Annotated in this window: 14 protein-coding genes; 13 read left to right on the forward strand and 1 reads right to left on the reverse strand. The window is 63.7% G+C overall.

Going from position 1 to position 12009, the window contains the following annotated elements:
• Positions 1-253: 253 nt before the first annotated feature.
• From hisZ to Q0K09_RS01865, 10 genes are all read left to right on the forward strand, one after another.
• A complete protein-coding gene (gene hisZ / locus Q0K09_RS01820) occupies positions 254-1423 on the forward strand; it encodes an ATP phosphoribosyltransferase regulatory subunit (protein WP_294472158.1) in 1170 nt (389 codons plus the stop codon).
• Positions 1420-2064 (forward strand): ATP phosphoribosyltransferase, encoded by a 645-nt coding sequence (gene hisG, locus Q0K09_RS01825; protein ID WP_294472160.1) that lies wholly within the window; start codon positions 1420-1422, stop codon positions 2062-2064. The genes hisZ and hisG overlap by 4 nt, the downstream gene beginning before the upstream one ends.
• Positions 2061-3362 carry a histidinol dehydrogenase gene (gene hisD, locus Q0K09_RS01830; RefSeq protein WP_294472163.1) on the forward strand — a complete coding sequence of 434 codons (1302 nt, stop codon included), beginning with the start codon at positions 2061-2063 and terminating at the stop codon, positions 3360-3362. The genes hisG and hisD overlap by 4 nt, the downstream gene beginning before the upstream one ends.
• Positions 3362-3973: an imidazoleglycerol-phosphate dehydratase HisB gene (gene hisB / locus Q0K09_RS01835; RefSeq protein ID WP_294472165.1), complete on the forward strand. Its 612-nt coding sequence runs from the start codon at positions 3362-3364 to the stop codon at positions 3971-3973. Before hisD ends, hisB begins: the two co-directional genes overlap by 1 nt.
• On the forward strand, positions 3973-4584 hold the full coding sequence (hisH, locus tag Q0K09_RS01840; protein WP_294472168.1) for an imidazole glycerol phosphate synthase subunit HisH: 612 nt from the start codon (positions 3973-3975) through the stop codon (positions 4582-4584). Before hisB ends, hisH begins: the two co-directional genes overlap by 1 nt.
• Positions 4581-5306: a 1-(5-phosphoribosyl)-5-[(5-phosphoribosylamino)methylideneamino]imidazole-4-carboxamide isomerase gene (hisA, locus tag Q0K09_RS01845; protein WP_294472171.1), complete on the forward strand. Its 726-nt coding sequence runs from the start codon at positions 4581-4583 to the stop codon at positions 5304-5306. The genes hisH and hisA overlap by 4 nt, the downstream gene beginning before the upstream one ends.
• The gene (hisF, locus tag Q0K09_RS01850; RefSeq protein ID WP_294472173.1) at positions 5300-6076 is read left to right on the forward strand and encodes an imidazole glycerol phosphate synthase subunit HisF; all 777 of its coding nucleotides are present in this window, start codon (positions 5300-5302) and stop codon (positions 6074-6076) included. The genes hisA and hisF overlap by 7 nt, the downstream gene beginning before the upstream one ends.
• Positions 6077-6137: 61 nt before the next feature.
• Positions 6138-6461: a phosphoribosyl-AMP cyclohydrolase gene (gene hisI / locus Q0K09_RS01855; RefSeq protein WP_294472175.1), complete on the forward strand. Its 324-nt coding sequence runs from the start codon at positions 6138-6140 to the stop codon at positions 6459-6461.
• Positions 6462-6466: 5 nt separating this feature from the next.
• On the forward strand, positions 6467-6793 hold the full coding sequence (gene hisE / locus Q0K09_RS01860) for a phosphoribosyl-ATP diphosphatase (protein WP_294472177.1): 327 nt from the start codon (positions 6467-6469) through the stop codon (positions 6791-6793).
• 508 nt (positions 6794-7301) lie between these two features.
• Positions 7302-8645 (forward strand): butyryl-CoA:acetate CoA-transferase, encoded by a 1344-nt coding sequence (locus Q0K09_RS01865; RefSeq protein ID WP_294472178.1) that lies wholly within the window; start codon positions 7302-7304, stop codon positions 8643-8645.
• Positions 8646-8747: 102 nt separating this feature from the next.
• Here the strand turns inward: Q0K09_RS01865 and gltX are convergent, their stop codons facing one another.
• Positions 8748-10217: a glutamate--tRNA ligase gene (gene gltX, locus Q0K09_RS01870; protein ID WP_294472211.1), complete on the reverse strand. Its 1470-nt coding sequence runs from the start codon at positions 10215-10217 to the stop codon at positions 8748-8750.
• Positions 10218-10607: 390 nt separating this feature from the next.
• On the opposite strand from gltX, the gene Q0K09_RS01875 reads away from it, so the two are divergent.
• The 3 genes from Q0K09_RS01875 to Q0K09_RS01885 all read left to right on the forward strand — a co-directional run bounded on the left by Q0K09_RS01875 (position 10608) and on the right by Q0K09_RS01885 (position 12005).
• Positions 10608-10964 carry a hypothetical protein gene (locus Q0K09_RS01875; RefSeq protein WP_294472180.1) on the forward strand — a complete coding sequence of 119 codons (357 nt, stop codon included), beginning with the start codon at positions 10608-10610 and terminating at the stop codon, positions 10962-10964.
• A gap of 378 nt (positions 10965-11342) precedes the next feature.
• Positions 11343-11573 (forward strand): acyl carrier protein, encoded by a 231-nt coding sequence (gene acpP, locus Q0K09_RS01880; RefSeq protein ID WP_294472213.1) that lies wholly within the window; start codon positions 11343-11345, stop codon positions 11571-11573.
• Between the two features lie 3 nt (positions 11574-11576).
• Positions 11577-12005: a biotin/lipoyl-containing protein gene (locus Q0K09_RS01885; protein WP_294472182.1), complete on the forward strand. Its 429-nt coding sequence runs from the start codon at positions 11577-11579 to the stop codon at positions 12003-12005.
• Positions 12006-12009 lie beyond the last annotated feature (4 nt).

The raw sequence follows: 12009 nt of genomic DNA on the forward strand, positions 1-12009 counted from the left end.
AAAGAATTGGATTTCCGCCGCCCCTTGTATTTCCGCGGAAAACGTGTTACCATGGACGCAGAAGGAAAGGAACAGAAAGCGGCGCGCCCCTCTCTGCCCCTGGAAGCGGTATGCGCAGAGCCCTGTCCCCCGGGACAGGGCTCTTTTCCTTGGGGCTTGCCCTGGAAAAAGCCTGAGGAACTCTCTTGACTTTAGCATAGTAGCGTGCTAATATATGAAAGTCATTTTTCTATAGAAAGGGGGGGCCAACCCCTTGGCCTATACCATCAACACCCCGGAGGGCACCCGGGACCGGCTCTTTGCCGAGTGCCGGGAGCGGCGGCAGGTCCAGTCGGCCCTGACCGGCCTCTTCCAGCGCAGGGGCTACGCCGAGGTTAGCACGCCGGAGGTGGAGTTCTACGACCTCTTCCTCCGGTCGGGCAACCCCATGCCCCAGGAGAGCATGCTCAAAATTATCGACCGCTCCGGCAAGATTATGGTGATGCGGCCCGACTGCACCACCCCCATCGCCCGGGTGGCGGCCACCAAGCTCAAGGCCCTGCCCCTGCCCCAGCGGCTCTACTACGACCAGACGGTCTTCCGCTCCGGCCAGGCCCACACGGGGGGCAGCAGCGAGATCGCCCAGTGCGGGGTGGAGCTCCTGGGGGCCGCCGGCCGGAAGGCCGACCTGGAGATGGTGGCCCTGGCGGTGGACGCCCTGCGCGCCTGTGGAGTGGAGCGCTTCCACATTGAGCTGGGCCACGCCGGCTTCTTCCGGGACCTGGCGGGGCGGGTGGACATGCCGTCCCAGGTCATCGAGCGGATGCGCGCCCTCATCGAGGGCAAGAACTTCGCCGCCCTCAACGACCTGCTGGAGCCCTACGCCGGTCAGGGGGCCTGCAAGGCCCTCCGGCGGCTCTCCCGGCTCTTCGGCGGGGCGGAGGTCCTGGACGAGGCCGAGGCCCTGGCCGGGGGGAGCGCCGTGCTGGTCTACCTGCGGCAGCTCTATGGGGAGCTGTGCCGGGCGGGCTATGGGGAGCACCTGCGCTTCGACCTGGGGATGGTCCACCAGATCGACTACTACACCGGGGTGGTCTTTCGGGGCTATGTGGAGGGGGCGGGGGACGCCGTCCTCTCCGGAGGACGGTACGACAAGCTGGTGGAGGCCTTCGGCCGCCCTGCCCCGGCCACCGGCTTTGCCGTGGATGTGGACGCGGTGGCGGGCTGCCTCCCCGGCTGGGAACCGCCCCAGCTGGAGGGGCTGGTCCACTTCGGCCCCGGGGCCCTGGCCCAGGCCCTGGCGGCGGTGGACGGCCAGGCCCCGGGGACCTGGGAGCTCTCCCCCTGTGACACCCTGGAGGAGACCCTGGCCCTGGCCCGGGAGAAGGGGGCCCGGGAGGTTTTGATGCTGGAGGACGGCACAGAGAGGAGGGAGGCGCTGTGAGCGGTGAAAGACTGCGGATTGCCCTGACCAAGGGGCGGCTCCAGGACCAGTCGGTGGAGCTCTTCCAGGCCATGGGCCTGGACTGCACCCCCATCCAGAACCCCGGCCGGAGGCTCATCCATTCCGTCCCCAACTACCCTCTGGACGCGGTGCTGGCCAAGGCCCCCGATGTCATCACCTATGTGGAGCACGGGGTCTGCAGCCTGGGCATCGTGGGCAAGGATACCATCCTGGAGCAGGGCCGGTCCTTTTACGAGGTGCTGGACCTGGGCTTCGGCAAATGCCGCTTTGCCCTGGCGGTGAAGGAGGGCGCCGATTTCTACGGCACCTACAAGACCCGGCGCATCGCCACCAAATATCCCAACGTGGCCCGGACCTTCTTCGAGGGGAAGGGCATGGACGTGTCCATCATTAAGATTGAAGGCTCGGTGGAGCTGGCCCCCATCCTGGATTTGGCCGACGCCATTGTGGACATTGTGGAGACAGGAGCCACCCTGAAGGCCAACGGCCTGACGCCCATCGAGGACGTGGCCCAGGTCAGTGCCCGGCTCATTGTCAACATCGCCGGCATGAAGCTCCACAAGGAGGCCATCGACGACTTTATCAGCCGCTGTGAGCGGGAATTGGAGAGACGGTCATGATTGAAATCATCCAAGCGGACGGACAGGCGGAGCGCCGGCGCATCGCCGCCATGCGGGCCCGTGCGGCCCAGGTGGGGGCCGACATTCAGCGGGCGGTCTCCGCCGTCATGGAGGGCGTGCGGGAGCGGGGCTTTGACGCGGTGCGGGCGTACTCCCTCCAGTTCGACCACAGGGAGCCCTACGAGCTCTCCCAGGGGGACCTGGAGGCGGCCTATGCCCGCTGCCCCCGGGCCCTTACCGCCGCCCTGGAGCACGCGGCGGCCAACATCCGGGACTACAACGAGAAACTACTGGTGAAAAGCCAGGCGTGGACCTCCCCCGACGGGGGTGTGGTGGGCCGGGTGGTCCGGGGCCTCACCCGGGTGGGCGTCTATGTGCCCGGCGGCACGGCGGCCTACCCATCCTCGGTGTTGATGAACGCCGTCCCCGCTAAGGTGGCGGGGGTGGAGGAGATCGTCATGGTGACCCCGCCCACCGAAAACCTCAACGATGCGGTGCTGGCCGCCGCCAAAATCGCCGGGGTGGACCGGGTGATCGCCGTGGGAGGGGCCCAGGCGGTGGCCGCCCTGACCTACGGGGCGGGCTTCATCCCCCAGGTGGATAAGCTGGTGGGCCCCGGCAACGCCTATGTGGCCGCCGCCAAACGCATGGCCTACGGCGCCCTGGACATCGACATGGTGGCCGGCCCCTCGGAGGTGCTGGTCATCGCCGATGAGACAGCCCGGGCCAAATATGTAGCCGCCGACCTCCTCAGTCAGGCCGAGCACGACAAGCTGGCCTCGGCGGTGCTCCTCACCACCTCCCAGGCCCTGGCCCAGGCGGTGGACGCCGAGATGGTCCGGCAGACCGGCTATCTGGGCCGCTCCGAGATCATCGAGGCCTCCCTCCGGGACTTCGGCTGCGCCATCGTCTGCCGGGACCTGGAAGGGGCCCTGGACCTGGCGAACGAGATCGCCCCGGAGCACCTAGAGATCGTCACCGCCGACCCCCGGGCCCTGCTGCCCAGGGTGAAGAACGCCGGGGCCGTCTTCCTGGGGGCCTGGTCCCCGGAGCCCCTGGGGGACTATCTGGCGGGACCGGACCATGTGCTGCCCACCTCGGGCACTGCCCGGTTCTTCTCCCCCCTGAGCGTGGACAGTTTTCTCAAGACCATGAGCGTCATCCAGTACGACCGCGCCTCCCTGGCCCCCGTCCGGGAGGAGATCATTACCTTGGCGGAGGCGGAGCACCTGACGGCCCACGCCAATGCCATCAGGGTGCGGTTTGAGGGGGACGGGCCGGACAAGGAGGGATTTTAATGGACAGCCATGTGTACCGGGCGGGGGAGACTCCCCTCCGGGCCTATTCCATTGAGCGCAGAACGAAGGAAACTCAGATCCGCGCCAAGCTTTGCCTGGACGGGGGAGAGGTCCAGGTCTCCACCGGCATCGGCTTTTTTGACCACATGCTCACCGCTTTGGCCTTCTATGGCGGCCTGGGGCTGGAGCTGGAGGCCAAGGGGGACCTGGAGGTGGACGGCCACCACACTGTGGAGGACGTGGGCATTGTCCTGGGCCAGGCCCTCCGGGCCTCCCTGGGGGACCGGAAGGGCATCCGGCGCTTTGGCAGCGCCTATGTGCCCATGGACGAGGCTCTGGCCTTTACCGCCCTGGACTGCTCTAACCGGCCCTATCTGGTCTTTGACGCCCCCATGCCCCAGCCGGTCATGGGGACTTACGACGCCTGTCTCACCGAAGAGTTTCTGCGGGCCTTCGCGGTGCACGGCGGGCTCACCTTACATATGAAGTGTTTTTATGGAAAAAATGCCCACCACATCACCGAGGCCCTCTTTAAGTCCCTGGGCCAGGCCCTGAAGGAGGCCCTCCGGGTGGAGGGCGGGGGCGCCGTCTCTACCAAGGGGGTGCTGTAATGGTTCGCCGGACTGCCATTGTGGACTACGGCGTAGGGAACCTAAAGAGCGTCACCAACGCTATGCACTATCTGGGCCTGCCCACCGCCGTCACCGGAGACCCCGGGGAGATGGAGCGGGCCGACGCCATTCTCCTCCCCGGCGTGGGGGCCTTCCCCGACGCGGCGGAGAAGCTGCGGACCACCGGTCTGGACCGGGTCCTGCTGGCCCAGGCCGGGCGCAAGCCCATCCTGGGCATCTGCCTGGGGATGCAGCTTCTCTTTGACGAGAGCGAGGAGATCCGCCCCTCCAAGGGCCTGGGGCTGATTCCCGGCCGTGTGAAGCGCATGGAGACCGAATACAAGCTGCCCCACATCGGCTGGAACAGCCTGACCTTCCAGAACCAATCCCCCCTCTTTCGGGGGCTGGAGGCGGGCGCCTGGGTCTACTTCGTCCACACCTACTGCGGCGTGGCCGCCGACGAGCGGGACGTCATCGCCCGCACTGACTACGGCCCCTCGGTGGCGGCGGCGGTGGGCCGGGACGGGGTCTACGGCTGTCAGTTCCACCCGGAGAAGAGCGGCGAGGTGGGGCTGCAAATTCTGAGAAACTTTGGGGAGCTGAACAGATGATCCTATTGCCTGCCATCGACATGAAGGACGGACGCTGCGTCCGTCTCCGCAAGGGGGATTTCGGCACCGTCCACCAGGTGGCCGCCGGGGCCCTGGAGACCGCCCGGCGCTTCGCCGGCGCCGGGGCCCGGTGGGTCCACATGGTGGACCTGGACGGGGCCCGGGACGGGGTCCGAAGGAATTTTTCCCAGATTTTTGAGGTCATTACCCAGTCTGGCCTCCAGGTGGAGCTGGGGGGCGGCATCAAATCGGCACCCGATCTCATCACCGTGATGGAGGCCGGCGTTGCCCGGGCGGTGGTGGGCTCCGCCGCCGTGACCTGCCCGGAGATGGTGGACTACGCCGTCGCCCAGTGGGGGGCCGGCCGGGTGGCGGTGGGCATCGACTGCCTCAATGGGCGGGTCCGCACCGCTGGCTGGGAGGCCGACTCCGGCCTGGATTGTCTGGACTTTGCCCGGCAGATGGAGGCCAGAGGGGTCCAGACGCTGATCTTCACCGACATCGCCGCCGACGGGATGCTCTCGGGGCCCTCCTACGATCAGCTCGCCGCCCTCCAGGAGGCGGTGGGCTGCCGGATTGTGGCCTCCGGGGGGGTCACCACCCTGGACGACGTCAAGCGCCTGCGGGACATGGGGCTCTACGGGGCCATCATCGGCAAAGCCTACTACGCCGGGACCCTGGATCTGGCGGAGGCCATCAAGGAGGCGGGAGCACAGTGTTAGCCAAACGGATTATCCCCTGCCTGGACGTCCGGGACGGCCGGGTGGTAAAGGGAGTCAACTTTGTGAACATCCGGGACGCCGGGGACCCGGTGGAGCTGGCCCGGTTCTACTCCGCCCAGGGGGCCGACGAGATCGTCTTCCTGGACATCACCGCCACCAGCGACGGCCGGGCCACGGTGGCCGACGTGGTGGAGCGCACCGCTGAACAGGTTTTCGTTCCCCTGACGGTAGGGGGCGGCATCCGCACCCTGGAGGATTTCCGGCAGCTCCTCCGGGCGGGGGCCGACAAAATCTCGGTGAACTCGGCGGCGGTGGCCGACAAGACCCTGATTGCCCGGGCGGCGGAGCGGTTCGGCTCCCAGTGTGTGGTGCTGGCCATTGACGCCCGGGCCCGGGGGGACGGCAGCTATGAGGTGGTGGTGGCCGGGGGCCGGACTCCCACCGGACTGGACGCGGTGGAATGGGCCCGGGAAGGGGCCCGCCTGGGGGCGGGGGAAATTCTCCTGACCTCCATGGACGCCGACGGCACCAAGGCAGGCTTTGACCTGGCCATGACCCGGGCGCTGGCCCAGGCCGTCCCCATTCCAGTCATCGCCTCGGGTGGCTGCGGCAGCCTGGCGGACTTCGCCCAGGTTTTTCAGGAGACCGGCTGTGACGCCGCCCTGGCGGCCTCCCTCTTCCACTTCGGGGAGCTGACCGTGCCCCAGGTGAAGGACTACCTCCGGGACCGGGGCATCCCGGTGCGCTGCCGGGCCGGGGCGCAGATCTGAGCGCGGCCCGGCGGAAGGCCGGTCCGATGTTCCCACCGGCCCAAGGCGGGAAGGAGAAATTATGTTTGATTTAGACCAGCTTTTTCAAAAGGACAGCCTAATCCCCGTCATCATTCAGGACGAGGAGACCCGGGAGGTGCTGATGCTGGGCTTCACCAACCGGGAGGCGGTGGAGCGCACCCTGGAGACCAGGACCGCCTGGTTCTGGAGCCGCAGCCGGCAGAAGCTCTGGAACAAGGGGGAGACCTCGGGGCACTTTCTCCATGTGAAGAAGGTGCTCACTGACTGTGACGCCGACACCCTGCTCTATCTCTGCCGGCCCGACGGCCCCACCTGCCACACCGGGGCCCGGAGCTGTTTTTTCAACACCATTGTGGAGGAATAACGACCATGGACGAAACCCTCAAGCGCCTTTACGCCGTGGTACAGGACCGGCGGGAGCACCCCCAGGAGGGCTCCTACACCTGCTACCTGCTGGACAAGGGCCTGGACAAGATTCTCAAGAAAGTGGGCGAGGAGTGCAGCGAGACCATCATCGCCGCCAAAAACGGGAGCCAGGCGGACACCGTGGGGGAGATCTCCGACCTCATCTACCATCTGACGGTGATGATGGTGGACCAGAACATCCCCCTGGAGGCCGTGCTGGAGGAGCTGGACCGCAGGAGCCAGAAGATTGGAAACCTGAAGCAGTTCCACCAGAGCGACCACATGACCTAGGGCTTGTTTGAAAAATGTCAACATGCCCAACCGGCGGGTCTTTTGTCCCCTGGACGGCGCAATTTTTCCTTGAAATCCGCCAGGATTCCTGCGAAAAAATTGCTTGCCAGAGGCCCAAAATCCCTCGCTGCTGGACACATCGCCAATTTTCAAACAAGCCCTAAAGCCCTGGGCTTGTTTGAAAATCATCAACATGCCCAACCGGCGGGGCTTTCGTCCGCTGGACAGCGCAATTTTTCCTTGAAATCCGTCAGGATTCCCGCGAAAAAATTGCTTGCCAGCGGGCCAAAATCCCTCGCCGCTGGGCACATTGCTATTTTTCAAGCAAGCCCTGGGGCTTTCGATAGATATCCCCCTGCCGTTCCATCGGCAGCCCGCCTATAAAAAATGCAAAAATGTTCGGTTTTTCCTTGACATAGGGGGAAAGAACCCGCTATGATGAAAGCTATCACAGCAAAATGGGCTTGCCCCAGTGACGCATTGTTTGCGGAAAAAGGAGAAATGGAACATGGACTACCAAGCGGAATATCAGAAGAAGCTCACCACGGCTGAAGAGGCGGTGAAGGTGGTCAAATCCGGCGACTGGGTGGACTACGCCTGGTGTGTCAACCACCCCGCAGCCCTGGACAAGGCCCTGGCCGCCCGCGCTTCGGAGCTCACCGACGTGAAGGTTCGGGGCGGCGTCACCATGTGGATGCCTGAAATCTGCAAGGCCGAGGACGCCGGGGACCACTTCACCTGGAACTCCTGGCACTGCTCCGGTGTGGACAGGAAGATCATGGCCAAGGGCATGGGCTACTTCACCCCCCTGCGCTATTCCGAGCTGCCCCGCTACTACCGGGAGCACCTGGACCCGGTGGACGTGGTGATGCTCCAGACCACCCCCATGGACGCCCACGGCAACTTCAACTTCGGCGTCTCCACCTCCCATCTGGCGGACCTGTTGGAAAAGGCCAAGTGCGTGATTGTGGAGGTCAACCAGAATCTGCCCTGGGTCTACGGCCTCACCGGCAGCGAGATCAACATCAGGGATGTGGACATGGTGGTGGAGGGGGAGAACCCCTCGGTGGCCCAGCTTGGCGGCGGCGGCGCCCCCACCGAGGTGGACAAGGCGGTGGCCGGGCTGGTGGTCCGGGAGATTCCCGACGGCGCCTGCCTCCAGATGGGCATTGGCGGTATGCCAAACACCATCGGCACCATGATCGCCCAGTCCGACCTGAAGGACCTGAGCGTCCACACTGAGATGTATGTGGATGCCTTTGTGGACATCGCCAAGGCCGGGAAAATCACCGGCCGCCGCAAGGCCCTGGACCGGGGCCGGCAGGTCTTCGCCTTTGCCGCCGGCACCCAGAAGCTCTATGACTACATCGACCGCAACCCCGACGTGATGGGCGCCCCGGTGGACTACACCAACGACGTCCGAATTCTGGCCCAGATCGACAACTTCATCTCCATCAACAACGCCGTCAATATGGACCTCTTCGGCCAGGTCAACGCAGAGAGCGCCGGGCTCAAGCACATCTCCGGCACCGGTGGACAGCTGGACTTCGTCATGGGGGCCTACCTCTCCAAGGGGGGCAAGAGCTTTATCTGCATGGCCTCCGCCTCCACCGCCAAGGACGGCTCCCTGCGGAGCAACATCGTCCCCACCCTGACCAACGGCTCCATTGTCACCGACCCCCGCTCCTGTGTCCACTATATTGTCACCGAGAACGGCATTGTGAACCTCAAGGGCCTGAACACCTGGCAGCGGGCCGAGCAAATCATCGGCCTGGCCCACCCAGACTGCCGGGAGGAGCTGATTGCCGCCGCCGGCAAGATGGGCATCTGGCGGGCCTCCAACAAGCGCTGACGCCTGCTTCCATACAACGAGAAAGCGCTCCCCTGTCTGAGAGCGGCCCCACAGCGGACCGCCCCGGACAGGGGAGCGCTTCTGTTCGTGTCTGGAGAGGGGTCACCCGCCGGCCTGGGAGAGCTTGTCCAGCCCCAGCCGCAGCCGCCGGAGGGTCTCCTCCCGGCCCAGGATGTGGCACAGCTCCACCGCGCCGCCGGGGGTCACGGCCTTGCCGGCCACGGCGATGCGCACCGGCCACATGAGGGTGGCGTTTTTCACCCCCAGGGACTCGGCCAGGGAGGTCAGGGCGCCGTGGATGGCCTCGGGCGTCCAGTCCGACAGCCCCTCTAGGGCGGGGAGGGCGGCCTCCAGCATCCGCCGGGAGATCTCCGGGTTGGTCTTGGACTTCTTGTTGGTGTAGAGGTCCACGCCGTACGCCGGCAGGGCGTCGAAGAAGTCCACCTTCTCCGGGATGCCGGTGAGCCTTTCACACCGGGCCTGGAGGAGCCCGGCGATCTCCTGAGTGGAGAGGGCGGGGTTTTTCACCGCCTGGCGGAGGTAGGGCAGAGCCGCCTGGTGGAATGCCTCGGGGGAGAGGGCCCGGAGGTAGTGGGCGTTGAAGTAGGTGAGCTTTTCCAGGTCGAAGATGGCGGGGGACTTGGAGATGCCGCCGATGTCGAAGACCTGGGCGAGCTCCGGGAGGGTGAAGAACTCCCGCTCGGCGTAGGCCCCCCGGGGGGACCAGCCCAGCAGGGCCACATAGTTCACAATGGCCTCAGAGAGGAAGCCCATGGCCAGCAGGTCCTCGTAGGAGGGGTCCCCCTTGCGCTTGGACATCTTGTTGTGCTGGTCGCGCATGACGGGGGAGCAGTGGATATAGGTGGGCACCTCCCAGCCGAAGGCCTGGTAGAGGAGGTCGTACTTGGGGGCGGAGGAGAGGTATTCCGAGCCCCGGACCACATGGGTGATGCCCATGAGGTGGTCGTCCACCACGTTGGCGAAGTTGTAGGTGGGCAGGCCGTCGGACTTGATGAGGACCTGGTCGTCCAGGCTGTCGTTCTCCACGGTGATGTCCCCGAAGACTATGTCGTGGAAGGTGGTCTGCCCGGTGCGGGGGATCTTCTGCCGGATGACGTAGGGGACCCCGGCGGCCAGCTTTTCGTCGATCTCCCCCTGGGAGAGGTCCCGGCAGTGTCCGTCATAGCCCCTGTTTTCCCCGTGGAGGGCATCCAGCCGCTCCCTGGTGCAGAAGCAGCGGTAGGCGTGGCCGGTCTCCAGCAGGAGTTGGGCGTACTTCCCGTAGAGGTCCCGGCGCTCCGTCTGGATATAGGGCCCCACGGGGCCGCCCTTGTCGGGGCCCTCCTCCCAGTCCAGGCCGCAGCCGCGCAGGGTGCGGTAGATGACCTCTGCGGCCCCCTCCACCAGCCGCTCCTGGTCGGTATCCTCAATCCGCAGGATGAAGGCGCCCCCGGCGTTCCGGGCGATGAGCCAGGTGTAGAGGGCGGTGCGGAGGTTGCCGATGTGCATATAGCCCGTGGGGGAGGGGGCGAAGCGGGTGCGGACGCCGCCCCTGGGAATGCGGGCCTCCATGCCGTCAAACCACTGTCTGTCCAAAGTCCATTCCTCCAAATTCAAGTTGTCCCCCCATTGTAACACACAGCGGGGCGTTGTCAAGCAAGGGACCGCCGGCGGAGGGCAACAGCATTTGAAAAGTGAGAAGATAGAATAAAGGATAATTCTCCGCTGAACATGAATATCCTGCGAAAAGCCGCTCTGAACCTGTGTAAAAATACAGATGTGGGTCCACGGATCGGTATCCAGAAAAAACGCTTTCGTGCGGCGCTCAACCCAGAGGCCTTCCTGCATATCCTCCTTGCTTTGCCTTAATTCTTAAATGCCGTCGCCTTGGTGAATACGGCAGGGCGCATTGCGCATTGTAAAAGGAGAAAAGCTATGCTGCAATAAAATATAATTTTCCATATGGCAAGCGTGGAGGAATATCATGATGGAGTGGTATCCGTTCCAGTGATAGCAGATGGCGAAGAACCCTTTAAAATGGCCTATCAACATGATTTGATTGTTGAAAGCCAAGGTCAAGTACGGGCTGTTGGATCAGTAAAAACATCAAGCAAAGATCGTCTGGATAAAATTTTTCTCGATAAATTTTTATACAACCGCCTCACAAATGCAGCTACACCACACTTTGCAATTTTTCTGAAAGGTGTACAAAGGAAAGGCAGAGAACCGCATTTTGGCGTTCACACTACGTTCTTAACGGGGCACTTTAAGGGTTATACGATTAAACGAAATCCAATTAGACGGCGTTTACTACTGTGATTTACGGCCTAATATGCTTACAGATCGCATATTATCCGGGCAAATTCACTCTCTTGATGTGCTGCTCACAGAAGACGTTTGGAAATTTATTGAATCATAAAGTAAATGTGATATCCTCTTACGTTCTTAAATGCTGCTGCCCTGGGCCGGCGGGCGCACCCGTCCTGATTTTCCCCGTTTTTTTGGGAAAGGGTGCGGAATATGGCGGTTTTGACGGCGGGGCCGGGGAGAAAACGAACAGAACCCGTAAATTGTGCAAGATAACGGTTGACATTTCCTAGAAATCTGGTAGAATGGCGGTAAATTATTTTAGTTAAATTTTTTTAATTAAAATAATCGAACTGACTTTTTTGAGCGCAGAGCTGAAAGGAGAACCAAATCATGTTTGAGCAAGTGAAAAATGTCATCGTGGATACCCTGAGCTGCGACGCCGAGGCCGTGACCATGGACGCCCGCCTGGTGGAGGACCTGGAGGCCGACTCTCTGGACGCTGTGGAGCTGAACATGGCGCTGGAGGACGCCCTGGGCTTTTCCATCGACGATGAGGAGCTCCAGAACATGAAGACGGTGGGGGACATTGTCCGCTATCTGGAGGCCCATCAGGAGTAAGCTATGGAGCTGTCTGAGATTCTGACCCTGCTGGAGCGGTTCGACGCCTCCACGGCCACCTCCCTGAAGCTGGAGCTGGGGGACCTGCGGCTGAAGCTGGAGAAGGGGTGCGCCGTCCCCGCCGGAGGCGCGGCGGCCGTTCCGGCTGCCGCTGTCCCCGCGTCTGCGGCGGCCCCCTCTGCGGAGCCAGAGGGCGTGGAGGTGAAGGCCCCCCTGGTGGGGACCTTCTACGCCGCCCCCGCCCCCGGAGAGCCCCCCTTTGTCTCTGTGGGGGACACGGTGAAAAAGGGACAGACCCTATGCGTGCTGGAGGCCATGAAAATGATGAGCGAGGTGCCCGCCCCCATAGACTGCGTGATTCTGGAGGTCCTGGCCAGGGACGGGGAGCTGATGGGCTTCGACGCCCCGCTCTTCCGGGTGAGGGAGCTGTAAGCCT

Origin of the sequence: uncultured Intestinimonas sp. (assembly GCF_944387725.1) — a bacterium.
In the GTDB taxonomy this organism is placed as follows: Bacteria; Bacillota; Clostridia; order Oscillospirales; family Oscillospiraceae; genus Intestinimonas.

What these genes read in the sequence shown, in the direction of transcription:
- hisD (WP_294472163.1), top strand. Translation starts at nt 2,061, where the DNA reads ATGATTGAAATCATCCAAGCGGACGGACAGGCGGAGCGCCGGCGCATC.
- hisB (WP_294472165.1), top strand. Translation starts at nt 3,362, where the DNA reads ATGGACAGCCATGTGTACCGGGCGGGGGAGACTCCCCTCCGGGCCTAT.
- hisH (WP_294472168.1), top strand. Translation starts at nt 3,973, where the DNA reads ATGGTTCGCCGGACTGCCATTGTGGACTACGGCGTAGGGAACCTAAAG.
- hisA (WP_294472171.1), top strand. Translation starts at nt 4,581, where the DNA reads ATGATCCTATTGCCTGCCATCGACATGAAGGACGGACGCTGCGTCCGT.
- hisI (WP_294472175.1), top strand. Translation starts at nt 6,138, where the DNA reads ATGTTTGATTTAGACCAGCTTTTTCAAAAGGACAGCCTAATCCCCGTC.
- hisE (WP_294472177.1), top strand. Translation starts at nt 6,467, where the DNA reads ATGGACGAAACCCTCAAGCGCCTTTACGCCGTGGTACAGGACCGGCGG.
- Q0K09_RS01865 (WP_294472178.1), top strand. Translation starts at nt 7,302, where the DNA reads ATGGACTACCAAGCGGAATATCAGAAGAAGCTCACCACGGCTGAAGAG.
- gltX (WP_294472211.1), bottom strand. Translation starts at nt 10,217, where the DNA reads ATGGAGGCCCGCATTCCCAGGGGCGGCGTCCGCACCCGCTTCGCCCCC.
- Q0K09_RS01875 (WP_294472180.1), top strand. Translation starts at nt 10,608, where the DNA reads ATGGCAAGCGTGGAGGAATATCATGATGGAGTGGTATCCGTTCCAGTG.
- Q0K09_RS01885 (WP_294472182.1), top strand. Translation starts at nt 11,577, where the DNA reads ATGGAGCTGTCTGAGATTCTGACCCTGCTGGAGCGGTTCGACGCCTCC.